This window comes from Rhodanobacter lycopersici (assembly GCF_040812335.1).
Classification (GTDB): Bacteria; Pseudomonadota; Gammaproteobacteria; order Xanthomonadales; family Rhodanobacteraceae; genus Rhodanobacter_A; species Rhodanobacter_A lycopersici.
In genome coordinates this window covers 981,786-994,691 of record NZ_JBFOHK010000001.1, presented here as the reverse complement: position 1 = coordinate 994,691, position 12,906 = coordinate 981,786, and the positions used below count along the sequence as shown (strand labels likewise).

The 12,906-nt window shown below is 67.5% G+C and carries 16 protein-coding genes; 13 read left to right on the top strand and 3 right to left on the bottom strand.

Annotated elements, in window-relative coordinates:
* Positions 1-21 precede the first annotated feature (21 nt).
* The 4 genes from rpsP (at position 22) to rplS (ending at position 2,033) form a co-directional block, all read left to right on the top strand.
* The gene (gene rpsP, locus ABQJ54_RS04485) at positions 22-276 is read left to right on the top strand and encodes a 30S ribosomal protein S16 (protein ID WP_367844200.1); all 255 of its coding nucleotides are present in this window, start codon (positions 22-24) and stop codon (positions 274-276) included.
* 2 nt (positions 277-278) lie between these two features.
* Positions 279-794, top strand: a complete 516-nt coding sequence (gene rimM / locus ABQJ54_RS04480; RefSeq protein WP_367853063.1) for a ribosome maturation factor RimM — start codon at positions 279-281, stop codon at positions 792-794.
* 19 nt (positions 795-813) lie between these two features.
* Positions 814-1,566: a tRNA (guanosine(37)-N1)-methyltransferase TrmD gene (gene trmD / locus ABQJ54_RS04475; RefSeq protein ID WP_367853062.1), complete on the top strand. Its 753-nt coding sequence runs from the start codon at positions 814-816 to the stop codon at positions 1,564-1,566.
* 71 nt (positions 1,567-1,637) lie between these two features.
* Positions 1,638-2,033 (top strand): 50S ribosomal protein L19, encoded by a 396-nt coding sequence (gene rplS, locus ABQJ54_RS04470; protein ID WP_077482024.1) that lies wholly within the window; start codon positions 1,638-1,640, stop codon positions 2,031-2,033.
* A 98-nt stretch (positions 2,034-2,131) separates the two neighbouring features.
* Here the strand turns inward: rplS and ABQJ54_RS04465 are convergent, their stop codons facing one another.
* Both ABQJ54_RS04465 and epmB read right to left on the bottom strand, forming a co-directional pair.
* Positions 2,132-4,174, bottom strand: a complete 2,043-nt coding sequence (locus tag ABQJ54_RS04465; RefSeq protein ID WP_367853061.1) for an EAL domain-containing response regulator — start codon at positions 4,172-4,174, stop codon at positions 2,132-2,134.
* A gap of 129 nt (positions 4,175-4,303) precedes the next feature.
* Complete coding sequence (epmB, locus tag ABQJ54_RS04460) at positions 4,304-5,326, bottom strand: EF-P beta-lysylation protein EpmB (protein ID WP_367853060.1); 1,023 nt, start codon at positions 5,324-5,326, stop codon at positions 4,304-4,306.
* A gap of 110 nt (positions 5,327-5,436) precedes the next feature.
* Between epmB and efp the strand changes: the two genes are divergently transcribed.
* From efp to folE2, 7 genes are all read left to right on the top strand, one after another.
* On the top strand, positions 5,437-6,006 hold the full coding sequence (gene efp / locus ABQJ54_RS04455; RefSeq protein WP_367853059.1) for an elongation factor P: 570 nt from the start codon (positions 5,437-5,439) through the stop codon (positions 6,004-6,006).
* 218 nt (positions 6,007-6,224) lie between these two features.
* Complete coding sequence (locus ABQJ54_RS04450; protein WP_367853058.1) at positions 6,225-7,556, top strand: TRZ/ATZ family hydrolase; 1,332 nt, start codon at positions 6,225-6,227, stop codon at positions 7,554-7,556.
* Between the two features lie 73 nt (positions 7,557-7,629).
* The gene (locus ABQJ54_RS04445) at positions 7,630-7,884 is read left to right on the top strand and encodes a YciI family protein (protein WP_367853057.1); all 255 of its coding nucleotides are present in this window, start codon (positions 7,630-7,632) and stop codon (positions 7,882-7,884) included.
* Positions 7,885-7,975: 91 nt separating this feature from the next.
* Positions 7,976-8,680: a bifunctional 2-polyprenyl-6-hydroxyphenol methylase/3-demethylubiquinol 3-O-methyltransferase UbiG gene (gene ubiG, locus ABQJ54_RS04440; RefSeq protein ID WP_367853056.1), complete on the top strand. Its 705-nt coding sequence runs from the start codon at positions 7,976-7,978 to the stop codon at positions 8,678-8,680.
* Complete coding sequence (gene gph, locus ABQJ54_RS04435) at positions 8,677-9,351, top strand: phosphoglycolate phosphatase (protein WP_367853055.1); 675 nt, start codon at positions 8,677-8,679, stop codon at positions 9,349-9,351. The genes ubiG and gph overlap by 4 nt, the downstream gene beginning before the upstream one ends.
* The gene (locus ABQJ54_RS04430) at positions 9,348-10,202 is read left to right on the top strand and encodes a squalene/phytoene synthase family protein (RefSeq protein WP_367853054.1); all 855 of its coding nucleotides are present in this window, start codon (positions 9,348-9,350) and stop codon (positions 10,200-10,202) included. Before gph ends, ABQJ54_RS04430 begins: the two co-directional genes overlap by 4 nt.
* A gap of 100 nt (positions 10,203-10,302) precedes the next feature.
* Positions 10,303-11,244: a GTP cyclohydrolase FolE2 gene (gene folE2 / locus ABQJ54_RS04425; protein WP_367853053.1), complete on the top strand. Its 942-nt coding sequence runs from the start codon at positions 10,303-10,305 to the stop codon at positions 11,242-11,244.
* Positions 11,245-11,325: 81 nt separating this feature from the next.
* Here the strand turns inward: folE2 and yidD are convergent, their stop codons facing one another.
* The gene (yidD, locus tag ABQJ54_RS04420; protein ID WP_437343313.1) at positions 11,326-11,667 is read right to left on the bottom strand and encodes a membrane protein insertion efficiency factor YidD; all 342 of its coding nucleotides are present in this window, start codon (positions 11,665-11,667) and stop codon (positions 11,326-11,328) included.
* Here yidD and ABQJ54_RS04415 point away from each other — a divergent pair.
* Positions 11,597-11,782, top strand: coding sequence for a hypothetical protein (locus tag ABQJ54_RS04415; RefSeq protein ID WP_367853051.1), 186 nt, complete (start codon positions 11,597-11,599; stop codon positions 11,780-11,782). The two genes, yidD and ABQJ54_RS04415, sit on opposite strands and share 71 nt — an antisense overlap.
* On the top strand, positions 11,712-12,815 hold the full coding sequence (dksA, locus tag ABQJ54_RS19120) for an RNA polymerase-binding protein DksA (protein WP_437343312.1): 1,104 nt from the start codon (positions 11,712-11,714) through the stop codon (positions 12,813-12,815). Before ABQJ54_RS04415 ends, dksA begins: the two co-directional genes overlap by 71 nt.
* Positions 12,816-12,906 lie beyond the last annotated feature (91 nt).

Here is a 12,906-nt window from a genome sequence, read left to right as displayed (position 1 = left end):
GGCATCTCTGGAGCTTTCATCATGGTCAAGATTCGTCTTTCGCGCGGTGGCGCCAAGGGCCGCCCGTTCTACCACGTCGTGGTCACCGATCAGCGCAACAAGCGCGACGGCCGCAACATCGAGAACGTGGGCTATTACAACCCGGTTGCCTCGGGCAAGGACAAGCGCCTCGAGCTGAACGTCGCGCGCGTGCAGGAGTGGGTGGGCAAGGGTGCCCAGCTGAGCGACAAGGTTGCCGCGCTCGTCAAGGAAGCCGGCAAGCAGCAGGCGGCCTGAACGTGACGACAGCCGGTCGGCGCGTCCCGGTCGGGCGCATCGTCGGGCTGTATGGCGTGCAGGGCTGGGTCAAGATCGAATCCTGGACCGAGCCGCGCACGAAGATCTTCGACTACCACCCCTGGCTGCTGGCAACGGCGCCGGGCGAGGTCACGGAGATCGCGGGAGCGAAAGGGCGCCCGCAGGGCAAGGGCCTGGTGGCCTGCCTGCCCGGCGTGGACGACCGCGACACGGCAGCCGCCCTCGTCGGCAGCGACATCCACGTCGCCCGCGAGCAGCTGCCGCCTCCTGGCAAGGACGAGTATTACTGGGTCGACCTCGAAGGGCTTGAGGTCGTCACCATCGAAGGCGCGGTGCTCGGACGGGTCAGCCACCTGTTCGCCACCGGTGCCAACGACGTGGTGGTGGTGCGGGACGGCGAGCGCGAGCGGCTGATCCCCTTCGTCCAGGGCAATTACGTGCGTGCGGTGGACTTGTCCGGCGGACGCATGGTGGTGGACTGGGACCTCGAATTCTGAAGACTGGAGTTTGAGGTCCATGCGCATCGACGTCGTCACGCTGTTTCCCGACTTCATGCGCCAGTGCGCCGCGGTCGGTGTGGTGGGACGCGCGCAGCAACGCGAGCTGCTGCAGGTGGAAACCTGGAACCCGCGCGACTACGCCACCGACAATTACCGTACCGTGGACGGCCGCACCTGCGGCGGCGGCCCTGGCATGGTGATGCTGATCGAGCCCTTGCGGACGGCCCTCAAGGCCATGCGCGAGGCGGCACCGGAACCGGTGCGCGTGATTTACCTCAGTCCGCAGGGAGCGCGGCTGACGCAGGGCAGGGTGGAGGCGCTGGCAAAGCTGCCGCGCATCGCCTTGCTCTGCGGGCGTTACGAGGGCGTGGACGAGCGCCTGCTGGCGCACGAGGTCGACGAGGAGCTTTCCATCGGCGACTATGTGCTGTCCGGCGGCGAGCTGGGTGCCGCGGTGGTGATCGATGCGGTGGGCAGGTTGCAGGATGGCGCGTTGAACGATGCGCAGTCCGCCGAGCAGGACTCGTTCTCGAACGGCCTGCTGGACTGCCCGCATTACGCGAAACCGGTGCGGGATGCCTACGGCGAGGTGCCGGCGGTGCTGCTCTCCGGCGACCACGCGGCGATCCGCCGCTGGCGCCTGAAACAGGCGCTGGGCCGGACTTGGCTCAGGCGTCCGGAGCTGTTGGCGCAACGCGCGCTGGATGCGGAATCCCGCGCGTTGCTGGAAGAATTCCGTCGCGAATATTTCGCGGTGGGTAGACAATAAACAATCGCGGTCATGGATGGCCGCTGACAGAACTACCGCGGCATGGAACGTCGCAAACCACTGAGGTCGCCATGAACAAGATCATCCAGCAGTTCGAAGCCGAGCAGATCACCCGTCCCTTGCCGGAGTTCGGCGCCGGCGACACCGTGGTGGTCAACGTCAAGGTGAAGGAAGGCAATCGCGAGCGCGTGCAGGCCTTCGAGGGCATCGTCATCGCCAAGCGCAACCGTGGCCTGCATTCGGCCTTCACCGTGCGCAAGATCTCGCACGGCACCGGCGTGGAGCGCGTGTTCCAGGCGCACAGCCCGGCGATCGACTCGGTCGAGGTGAAGCGCAAGGGCAAGGTGCGCGGCGCCAAGCTGTACTACCTGCGTGGCCTGGAAGGCAAGGCCGCCCGCATCAAGGAAGACATCGCCGCCGCCGCCGCGATCAAGGCCGCGAACAAGGCGGCTGCCAGCGCCGAGTAAGCGCGGGCGCTGCCGTCGCACAGAACAAGAAACCCGCGGAGCGATCCGCGGGTTTCTTGTTGTCTGGTACCTGCGGCGGATGCCTGGAGGCGTCGCGATCAATCCAGCCGCTGCGGCACCTGCAGGAAGTTGCCCTGCACGAAGTCCACGCCGGCAGCGAACAGCAAGGATGTGCTGGTCGCGTCCTCGACCCACTCGGCGATGGTCTGCTTCTTCAGTGCGTGCGCCTGCTGGCAGAGCTCGGCCACCTTCTTCTGGTTCTCGGGATGTTGCGGCAGATCGGCCATGTAGCTGCGGTCGATCTTGAGGTAGTCCGCGTCGATGTGGTTGAGCAGCTGGAACGAGTTGAGGCCGGAGCCGAACTGTTCCAACGCGAAACGGCCGCCGAGCTGCTTCCATGCCGTGACGAACTCCTGCGCGGGGCGCAGCAGGGTCATCACCTTGCTCTCGGTCATCTCCAGCACCAGTCGGCTACGCTTGAACCCGGCCTGGCCGAGGCGTTCGCCCAACCACTTCAGCAGCGTGTTGTCCTGCAGCGAGGCGGCGGTGAGCTTGACGAAGAACGTGGTCTGCTGGCCCTGGCCTTCGCGCTGCCGCAACGCACTGATGGCATGGTCGAGCACCCAGCGGTCGACCGCACCGGTGAGGCCGTGCTTCTCGGCGATCGGCATGAAGAATCCCGGCAGCACTTCGCCCTGCGGGCCATTCATGCGCAGCAGGATTTCCGAATAATCGCCTTCGGCGTCCTGCAGGCTGATGGTCTGCTGGTGGTAGAGCACCAGGCCCTCACCTTCGAGTGCCTTGCGCAGCAGGTCCAGCCAGTAGCGCTCGCGCTCCTCGTCGGCCTTCTCGCGCGCGGCGGGATCGTGCAGCTCGACCTGGCTGCTGCCCAGGCTCTGGGCGGTGCGCAGGGTCTGGCTGGCCTGGTTGAGCAACAGTTCGGTATTGGCGTTCTTCTCGCCGAGCAGGCTGCCGCCAACGCTGGCGGTGACCGTGATCGAGCGCGATCCGGCGTCGAAGATCCCGCTGCCGATGTCGTGCTGCAGCCTGGCGATCCATTCCCTGATCGCCTCGTCCGGGCGAGAGTCGAGGATCACGCCCAGCGTGTGCTCGGCCAGCATGCCGGCGACGTCGTCGGCGCCCAGCAGCATGCGGACGCGGTCGGAGAAGCCGGCCAGCAGTTCGTCGGCCTTGGCCAGGCCGATGCTGCTCACCAGCGCCGTCCAGTTGTCCGGTTCGATCAGCAGCAGCGACTGGCCCTTCTTGCCCTTGGCGGCGTCGATCACGGCGTGGTCGATGGCTTCCAGCATGTGCGCGCGGTTGTACAGACCGGTGACCGGGTCGCGCTGCAGCTGCTCGAGCATGGCCGGATCGATCGCCTGGCGGCGGAACACGATCTGCAGGCAGGGTTCGCCCTCGAACGTGGCGGGGGCGAATTCCACGGTGGCGTCGAACGGACTGCCGTCGGCGCGGCGGGCGCGCAGGCTGACCTGGTTCGGCAGCTTTTCCTGGCGGGTGTGGCCGCGCAGCAGGTTCTTGAACTCGTCGACGTTGGCGGCATCGATCATGTCGAGGATCGGCATGCCGAGCAGGTCGTCGAAGCTGGCGTGGCCGAAGGTCTCCAGGTAGGCCTGGTTGGCGCGTACATGCACGCCTTCGTGCACATAGGTGATGGCATCGCGGGAAGAGTCGAGCAGGGCGTCGCAGCGGCGTTCCAGTTCGCGTTGCGTGGCCTCCAGCCGGCGCAGCTGGCGCCGGGTCTGCAGGGCCTCGAACTCGCGCCGCAGCACGGCCAGCAACTGACCCGGCATGCTGCGCGCGGCGACGCCGTGCACACCCTGTTCGAACAGCTCCGCCACCTCCCGGTTGTCCACCGAGCCGACCAGGCCGAGCAGGGAGTAGTCGCTGCCCAGGGCGTCGAGCATGCGCGTCACCTCGGGCAGGGTGATGGCGCCGTTGGCAGGATCGAACATCACCAGGTCCGGCTCCAGTTCGTTCAGCGCGGCCTGTACCTGCTCCCCGGTGGTGGCGCGTGCCGGGCGCACCGCGATGCCGGTATTGCGCAGCAGGCTGATGATCTGCTCCGCCTCCTCGACCGAGTGCTCGATGAAGAGAATCCTGATGACGAAGTCTTTTTTCATGGGCTGCCGGTGTCGCGGAAAACTGGAAGGATCGCTCGCCTTCCGGACGGGACGATCCGCAGGCTCGTTGTAACGGATTGGCGGCGGAACTGCCAGCGAATGGCCGAACGGACGTGACCTGTCGCCAGTTTACAGCGGGCGTTTGGACGGCTCGCCGCCGACTTCGCGCACCAGCTTCGGCACCAGGTAGCCGGGCAGGCGGGCACGGATCGCTTCCAGCAGCGCCAGCGCACGGTGGTCGTCCACCTCGAAGTGCGAGGTGCCCTGCACGCGATCGAGCTGATGCAGGTAGTAGGGCAGCACGCCGGCGGCGAACATGCGCTCGGACAGTGCGGCCAGCGCCGCGGCATCATCGTTGACGCCGCGCAGCAGCACCGACTGGTTCAGCAGCGTGGCGCCCGCCGCGCGCAGGCGCGCGCAGGCGGCATCCACCTTGGCGTCGAACTCGTTCGCGTGGTTCGCGTGCAGCACCACCACCTTCTGCAGCGGCAGGGCCTCCAGCCAGGCGGCGAAGGCGTCGTCGATGCGCTCGGGCAGCACCACCGGCAGGCGGGTATGGATGCGCAGGCGGGTGACGTGCGGGATGTCGGCGAGGCCGCGCGACAACTCTTCCAGCTTGGACGTGGACAGTGCCAGCGGATCGCCGCCGGACAGGATCAGCTCGCCGATCGATGCGTCCTGGCGCACGTGTTCCAGTGCCTGCCGCCATTGGCCGGCGGCGGCCATTTCCTCGCCGTAGGGAAAGTGCCGGCGGAAGCAGTAGCGGCAGTTGATCGCGCAGCTGCCGCTGGCGATCAGCAGGGCGCGGCCGTGGTACTTGTGCAGCACGCCCTGCGCCTCGCGGGCGGCCAGGTCGCCCACGGCGTCGGCGACGAAGCCGGGCACCTCGTCCAGCTCAGCCAGCTGGGGCAGCACCTGCAGCAGCAGGGGGTCGCGCGGATCGCCGTGGCGCATGCGGGTCACGAAGCCGCGAGGCACGCGCAGGGCGAAACCGGCGTCCGCCGGTGGCAGTATCGCGGCGTGTTGCGGCAGGCCCAGCAGGGCGAGCAGCTCGGACGCGTCGGTGACCGCCTCGCGCCACAGCTGCCGCCAGTCGCCGGCACGCCCGGCGGGGGCAGGTGTAATGCGTGCGCCGGGGCTTGCGGTTATCATGTGTGGCCTTGTCCGGGCCGTACCGGACCCTCGAACCGTCCATTCTAGCCGCCCGCGGCGGCGCAGGGGGCCGTTCGGGCCCTGACCATTCACCTCCTGGAGTTCACCGCATGGCCACCGCTGGTCTCAACGACGTCAAGAAGGGCATGAAGATCCTTCACAACAACGATCCGTGGATCATCACCGAAGCCGAGTTCATCAAGCCCGGCAAGGGCCAGGCGTTCACCCGCATTTTCATCCGCAACCTGAAGACCGGCCGCACCACCGAGCAGACGATGAAGTCCAGCGACAGCTTCGAAGTCGCCGACGTCACCGACACCGACATGCAGTACCTGTACTCCGACGGCGAGTTCTGGCACTTCATGCACCAGGAAAGCTTCGAGCAGCACCAGGCCTCCAAGGCGGGTATCGGCGATACCGCGAAGTGGCTGAAGGGCGAAGAGGAGTGCGTGGTCACGCTGTTCAACGGCGAGATCATCGCGGTGCAGGCGCCGAACTTCGTCGAACTGAAGATCACCGAGACCGACCCCGGCGTGCGCGGCGACACCTCCGGCGGCGGCGGCAAGCCGGCCACGCTGGAAACCGGCGCCGTGGTGCGCGTGCCGCTGTTCGTGAGCCAAGACGAGCTGATCAAGGTCGATACCCGCACCGGCGAATACGTCAGCCGCGTCGGCAAGTGACGAACCGGCGCGCGGGCGCTGCCCGCGCCTTTGCCGGTTCGTCATCCCGGCGAAAGCCGGGATCCAGTAAAACACTCGTGCGCAGCACCCATTACTGATTGATTTCGTGTGCTTCGCACGAGTACCAAACTGGATTCCGGCTTTCGCCGGAATGACGAGCCAAGGGGCGGCGCCGCAAGGTTGGCCGCCCTTCGCTTATCCGCTTGATGGAGTTTTTCATGAGCGACACGCAGCCCCAACCCGTCGACCTCCTGATCGAAGCCCGCTGGGTCGTCCCGGTGGAGCCGCATGGCGTGGTGCTGGAAGACCATGCAGTGGCGGTGCAGGGCGACCGCATCGTCGCGTTGTTGCCCATCGCGCAGGCACGTGCGAACTACGCCCCGCGCGACACCGTCCGCCTGCCCGAGCACGCGCTGATCCCCGGCTTGGTCAACGCCCATACGCACAACCCGATGACCCTGCTGCGCGGCCTGGCCGACGACCTGCCGCTGATGGTGTGGCTGCAGCAGCACATCTGGCCGGCCGAAGCGAAGGTGATCGGATCGGAGTTCGTGCGCGACGGCGTGGAACTGGCGGTGGCCGAGATGCTGCGCGGCGGCACCACCTGCGCCAACGAGAACTACTTCTTCCCCGACGCGATCGGCGCCACCTACCGCAAGCTGGGCTTCCGCGCCGTGGTCGGCCTGCCGGTGATCGAGTTCCCCACCGCGTGGGCGAAGTCGCAGGACGAATACTTCGAGCGTGCCAGCGAAGTGCACGACAGCTTCCGCGGCGACGCGCTGGTCTCCACCGCGTTCGCGCCGCACGCACCCTACACCGTCTCCGACGAAAGTTTCGCGCGCATCCGCGTGCTGGCCGACCAGCTCGACATCCCGGTGCACCTGCACCTGCACGAGACCGCGCACGAGGTCGAGGAAGCGAAGCAGAAGAGCGGCCTGCGCCCGTTCCAGCGTCTGCAGAAGCTGGGCCTGGTCAACGATCGCCTGATCGCCGTGCACATGACCCAGCTCACCGACGGCGAGATCGCCGCCTGCGCCGAGGCCGGCGTGTCGGTGGTGCACTGCCCGGAATCCAACCTCAAGCTTGCCTCCGGCTTCTGTCCGGTGGAGAAGCTGCGCAAGGCCGGCGTGAACCTCGCCATCGGCACTGACGGTTGCGCCTCCAACAACGACCTGGACATGTTCGGCGAATTGCGCACCGCTGCGCTGCTGGCCAAGGCGGTGGCGCAGGATGCCGCCGCATTCGATGCTGCCAGCGCGCTGCGTGCGGCCACGCTGGGCAGCGCCAGGGCGATGGGGCTGGATGCGAAGATAGGCTCGATCGAAGCGGGCAAGCAGGCCGACCTCGCGGCGGTGCGCCTATCGGATCTGGAAACCCAGCCGCTGTACCAAGTGGCCTCGCAGCTGGCCTATGCCACTGGCCGCCACCAGGTCAGCGACGTGTGGATCGCCGGCCACCGCAAGCTCGCTGCGCGCGAGCTGGTGGACATGGACGTCGATGCGATCCTTGCCCGCGCACGCGCCTGGCGCGAGCGCATCGCGAGCCATTGAGCTGGCGCCCGGTCCCGGGTGCGAGGATCAAGAAGCGGCCATCCCTGGCCACACTTTTCAATGGACTCTCACGATGAACCGTTATCTCGTCATGCTGATGCGCCGGCCACAGTGCGATCCGGCGGTCGTCCCGCTGCACCGCGACTTTCTCGAGACCCTGCGTGCGCAGGGGCGCAATGAAATGTCCGGTCCGTTTGGCGACAAGAGCGGTGGCGCCTACCTGCTGCATGCCGACTCGCTGGATGAGGCGCTGGCGATAGCCCATCGTGATCCGGCCCACACCAGTGGCGGCTGGAACGTCACGGTGCATGAATGGCTTGTGGCTTAGGCTTTTCGCTCATCCTTGAGCGCGAAATTCGGGAAGCGGCCATGCATGGCCACACTTTCAATAAACTCATGTGCTCACCGTGGACCAGAACATGACCGCTGCCAACGTCAGCCCCGCCGAGATCGCCCGTTTCGACCAGCTGGCCGCGCGCTGGTGGGATCCTGACGGCGAGTCGCGCCCGTTGCACGACCTCAATCCCGTGCGCGCCGACTACGTCGCCGCGCGCGTGGACCTGCGTGGCGCGAAGGTGGCCGACGTGGGTTGCGGTGGTGGCCTGCTGAGCGAGGCGCTGGCACGCGCTGGCGCCCAGGTCACCGGCATCGACATGGGCCTCAAGGTGATCGAGATCGCGCGCCTGCACCTGCACGAATCCGGCCTCAGGGTGGACTACCGCAAGCAGTCCTCGGCCGAGCTGGCCGCGGCCGAGCCGGCAGCGTTCGACGCGGTGTGCTGCATGGAGCTGATCGAGCACGTGCCCGACCCCGCCGCGCTGGTGCATGACCTCGCCGCCATGCTCAAGCCGGGCGGCCGGCTGTTCCTGTCCACGCTCAACCGCACGCCCGCCGCGTTCGGCGCGGCCATCCTCGGCGCGGAATACCTGATGCGCCTGCTGCCGCGCGGCACCCATCACTACGCGCAATTCCTCAAGCCCTCCGAATTGGCACGCCTGCTGCGCCACACGGGCCTGGAACTGGAGGACGTCAGCGGCCTCGGCTACAACCCGCTCAGCCGCAAGGCATGGCTGAGCCGTATCACGGCCGTGAATTACATCCTCTGCGCAAGGAAGCCGGCATGAAACCGTTGTCTGCGAAGCTCGAGGGCGTGCTGTTCGACCTCGACGGCACCCTGCTCGACAGCGCTCCCGACCTCTACGCTGCGCTCGCGGCCTATTGCGCGGAAGTCGGCGAGGCCGCGCCGGATTACGGCGCCATGCGCGAGGTGGTTTCGCGCGGCAGCCGGGCGATCCTGCGTTGCGCGTTCGCCGAGAGCGACGAGGCGCTGATGGCGCGCATGCCGCGCTATCTCGAGATCTACCAAGGCATGCTGGCGATGCACACGCGACCGTTCGACGGCATCGCGCCATTGCTGGAAGCGATCGAGGCGCAGGAGCTGCGCTGGGGCATCGTCACCAACAAGCCAGGCTTCCTCACCGAGGAGCTGATCCAGCGCATGGACTGGGATCTGCGCGCCAGCGCGGTGATCTGCGGCGACACCCTGCCGGTGAAGAAGCCCGACCCCGCGCCGGTGCTGCTGGCCTGTGAGCGGGCCGGGATCGAACCCGCGCGCTGCGTGTTCGTGGGCGACGACGCGCGCGATGTCGAGGCTGGTCGCGCCGCCGGCCTGTACACCGTGGCGGTGCGCTGGGGCTACCTCGACGGCGGCAACCCGGAAAGCTGGGGAGCCGATGCGGTGCTCGACCATCCGCGCCAGCTGGCCGAGCTGCTGAAACTGCCGGTGACGGTGTGAGCGAGCTGGCGATCCCGCACGGCGCGCTGCAGAGCTACGTCGACAAGTGGCTGGCGGTGCAGCCGGCCCAGCGCATGGCGCTGGTCTTCGTCGATCCGGCGAAGTATCCAGGCCACATCGCGCTGGCCGCGCTGGAGCAGGAACTGCTTTCCGCCGCCTACGGCATCCGCGAGCCGCAGGTGGCGCTGGGCAAGCTCAACTGGTGGGCTGAGGAGCTGTCCGCCGCTGCCGCCAGCGGTGGCCGCCATCCGTTGACCCAGGTGCTGTTCGACGACGAGCGCGCCCAGGCCATCCCTGCCGAATGCTGGCTGGCCCCGGTGTTGGCCGCGATGACGCAGCTGGAGGAGGGCACGGCAGCGGATTTTTCCGCCCAACTCGCGGCGGCGGGTCAGTTGCACGGTGCGCTGGCGACGCTGGAAACCGCGTGGTGGTACGGCACCACGGCGGTACCGGAGCGCGCCGCGCGGGTGGCTGCACTCAGTCATTTGTTGTACGCCCTGCGCCGGCTGGAGGACGACGCCGAGCGCGATCGCCTGCCGCTGCCGATGGCACAACTGGCCCGCTACGGCCTTGCCCGCACCACCCTGCGCCAGCGCAGCGCGGTGCGCGACGAGGCGGTCAAGGCGCAGTTGGCCGATCTGCAGTCGGCCTGGCGCGAGTCGGCGCGTCTGCCTGGGCCGCTCAGCGTATTCCGTGCGCTGGAGTCGCGCGAATCCGAACGCCTGCTGCGTCGCGCGCGTAGTGCGGGCGATCCGCTGGAGGTGCTGCAGAAGGGCGGCCAGGGTGGTTTTGGCGCGACCCTCGCCGCATGGCAGGCGGCTCGCCGCTGGCGTGCCGGCGAAGCGGGCTGAACGCAGCGTTTCCCCACCATCGGCTGTTGCAATGCGGCAGGCCGGCCCAAAATAGATGCCTTCGACGGCGGCAACGCCGCAGCGCTTCGCGAGAACATCCATGCACAGCCACGAAAACACTGCTCGCCTGATGCCCGACGTCGCCGTCCAGGCGCAGCCGCATCTGCGTGGTGCGCTGGACTGGGTGGGCATGGACGGCATCGAGGTGCCGGTGCGCTTCGACGCCGGCGACGGCGAGCTGCAGCGCGCCAACGCCCAGGTCGGCGCTTTCGTCAACCTGGTGCATCCGGACAAGCGCGGCATCCACATGTCGCGCCTGTACCTGCTGGTCGACCACCATCTCGGCACGCAGCCGCTGAGCGCGGCGATGCTGGAAAACCTGCTGCGCGCCTTCCTCGAATCACACGTCGGCTTGTCCGACCACGCCCGCCTCAGCATCCGCTTCGACGCCCTGGTACGCCGCAACGCCCTGCGCAGCGGCCACAGCGGCTGGCGCAGCTACCCGGTGTCGGTCGAGGCCAGCCTTGGTCCGGACGGCTTCCGGCTGGAGCTGGGCACCGAGGTGGTCTACTCCTCCACCTGTCCCGCCTCCGCCGCGCTGTCGCGCCAGCTGATCCAGGAGCAGTTCGCCAGGGACTTCGACGCGGCGCAAGCCGTCGACCATGCCGCCGTGCTGGCCTGGCTGGGCAGCGAGCGCGGCATCGTCGCCACCCCGCACGCGCAGCGCAGCGTAGCTCGGCTGCTGGTGCGCCTGAAGGAAGGCGTACCGTTCGACCTGATCGATACCCTCGACCGCGTGGAGCAGGCGCTGGGCACGCCCGTGCAGACCGCGGTCAAGCGCGAGGACGAACAGGCTTTCGCGCTCGCCAACGGCGGCAACCTGATGTTCTGCGAGGACGCCGCGCGCCGCATCCAGCTTGCACTGGACGCCGACGAGCGTCTCGCCGATTTCCACGTGCGCGTCGAGCACCAGGAAAGCCTGCATCCCCACGATGCGGTGGCCTACGCCAGCAAGGGCGTGCCCGGCGGTTTCGGCGCCTGATTCCCAGTTTCCTTCGCGGGGCGCCACATCCCATGCGGGACGTTGGTCCGGCGGCGGTGTGGCCGCGCATGCCGCGCATTTCTAATGCGCGTGGTGATCTCCCTGCGGGCGGCAGGGCCGGAAATGGAAGCGCTCGGGCACGGGATCCTCGCCGCCCTCGCATAGCGGCTGGCATCGCAGCAGGCGCCAGGCAGTGAGCAGGCAGCCGCGCCAGGGGCCAAAGCGCGTGACTGCGATCCGTGCATAATCGGAGCAACTGGGGTAGAAACGGCAGCGTTGTCCCAAGAGGGGGCTGAGCCAGCGTTTGTAGAGGCGCAGCAGGAACAGCAGGAATCGGGTCAGGACATTCACGTTGCCGGAACAACTCGTCGCCGGTAGTGTTGCCAAGTATCCCGGAAACCGGCTTGCCGGTGTAGGGTACATGGGCTATAACACCCGGCCGCCAAGACCAAAAATGGTGAAGGAATATGGCGAAAACCACGCGCAGTTCGACCACCGCCAAGGCTTCGAAAGGGAAAACGCCGGCCCGGTCGCGTGATGCTGCGTCCGCCAAGGCGAAAGCCGCCGGCGCGCGGGCATCGAAGGCTTCCGTGAAAGTGCCCGCGAAAAAGGCTGCCGCAAAGAAGGCGGCCAAGCCTGCCGTGAAGAAGCCGGTGGCGAAGAAGGCCCCGGCAAGGAAAGTGGCGCCCGCGCACAAGCCGGTTGCGAAACCGGCATCGAAAAAGGTGGCCAAGCCGGCAGCGAAGAAAGCGGCGGTCAAACCTGCCGCTGCCCGCAAAGCGGTGGCCAAGCCGGCGCCGAAGCCGGTTGCCAAGAAGGTCGCGAAGCCGGCGGCCAAGCCGGCAGTGAAAAAAGTCGCCAGCAAGCCGGCAGCCGTCGCCAAACCGGTCAATGGCAAGTCCGCCGCTTCCCGGCCGGTGACAGCGCCGGTCAAGGCGACACCCGTCGAAAAGAAACCATCCCCGCCCGCTGCCTCGCCGTTCAAGGGCAAGGTGGCGAGTGCCACGGCCATGGTGCTTCCGCGTACCGCGGGCACCACGGCTCACGCATCCCCCAAGCAATCGAAAAACGCATCGCCATCAATGAATAAACAGGCTGCAAAGATCCTCGACAACGGCGTCACCCGCGAAGACGGGCGCTACGCCTTGCCCGCCACCACCCAGATCGCATTGCCCAAGGGTTACCGCCCCTCCAGCAAGGAGGAGTACATGAACCCGATGCACCTGGCCTATTTCCGCAACAAGCTGCGTGACTGGCGCGACCAGCTGGTCGAAGAGTCGCGCCAGACCATGGACAACCTCCGCGACGAGGTGCGCGACGTGGGCGACGAGGCCGAGCGGGCCACCCGCGAGACCGAGAACTCGCTGGAACTGCGCACCCGCGATCGCTACCGCAAGCTGATCTCCAAGATCGACAAGGCGTTGCGCCGCATCGAGGAAGGCAGCTACGGCTACTGCGAGGAGACCGACGAGGAGATCGGCGTCGATCGCCTCGATGCGCGCCCGATCGCCACGCTGTCGCTGGATGCGCAGGAGCGCCGCGAACATCTGCAGAAGCAGATGGGGGATTGATGGCGGTTCTTTTGCGCTCCTCCATGAGCGCAAAGATCAAACCGGCATCCATGCCGGACTCCTCAATCAAGGCCCCGCCTTGAGCGGGGCT

Coding starts and splice junctions, on each gene's coding strand:
- rpsP (WP_367844200.1), top strand. CDS start 22: ATGGTCAAGATTCGTCTTTCGCGCGGTGGCGCCAAGGGCCGCCCGTTC.
- trmD (WP_367853062.1), top strand. CDS start 814: ATGCGCATCGACGTCGTCACGCTGTTTCCCGACTTCATGCGCCAGTGC.
- rplS (WP_077482024.1), top strand. CDS start 1,638: ATGAACAAGATCATCCAGCAGTTCGAAGCCGAGCAGATCACCCGTCCC.
- ABQJ54_RS04465 (WP_367853061.1), bottom strand. CDS start 4,174: ATGAAAAAAGACTTCGTCATCAGGATTCTCTTCATCGAGCACTCGGTC.
- epmB (WP_367853060.1), bottom strand. CDS start 5,326: ATGATAACCGCAAGCCCCGGCGCACGCATTACACCTGCCCCCGCCGGG.
- efp (WP_367853059.1), top strand. CDS start 5,437: ATGGCCACCGCTGGTCTCAACGACGTCAAGAAGGGCATGAAGATCCTT.
- ABQJ54_RS04450 (WP_367853058.1), top strand. CDS start 6,225: ATGAGCGACACGCAGCCCCAACCCGTCGACCTCCTGATCGAAGCCCGC.
- ABQJ54_RS04445 (WP_367853057.1), top strand. CDS start 7,630: ATGAACCGTTATCTCGTCATGCTGATGCGCCGGCCACAGTGCGATCCG.
- ubiG (WP_367853056.1), top strand. CDS start 7,976: ATGACCGCTGCCAACGTCAGCCCCGCCGAGATCGCCCGTTTCGACCAG.
- gph (WP_367853055.1), top strand. CDS start 8,677: ATGAAACCGTTGTCTGCGAAGCTCGAGGGCGTGCTGTTCGACCTCGAC.
- folE2 (WP_367853053.1), top strand. CDS start 10,303: ATGCACAGCCACGAAAACACTGCTCGCCTGATGCCCGACGTCGCCGTC.
- yidD (WP_437343313.1), bottom strand. CDS start 11,667: ATGTACCCTACACCGGCAAGCCGGTTTCCGGGATACTTGGCAACACTA.
- dksA (WP_437343312.1), top strand. CDS start 11,712: ATGGCGAAAACCACGCGCAGTTCGACCACCGCCAAGGCTTCGAAAGGG.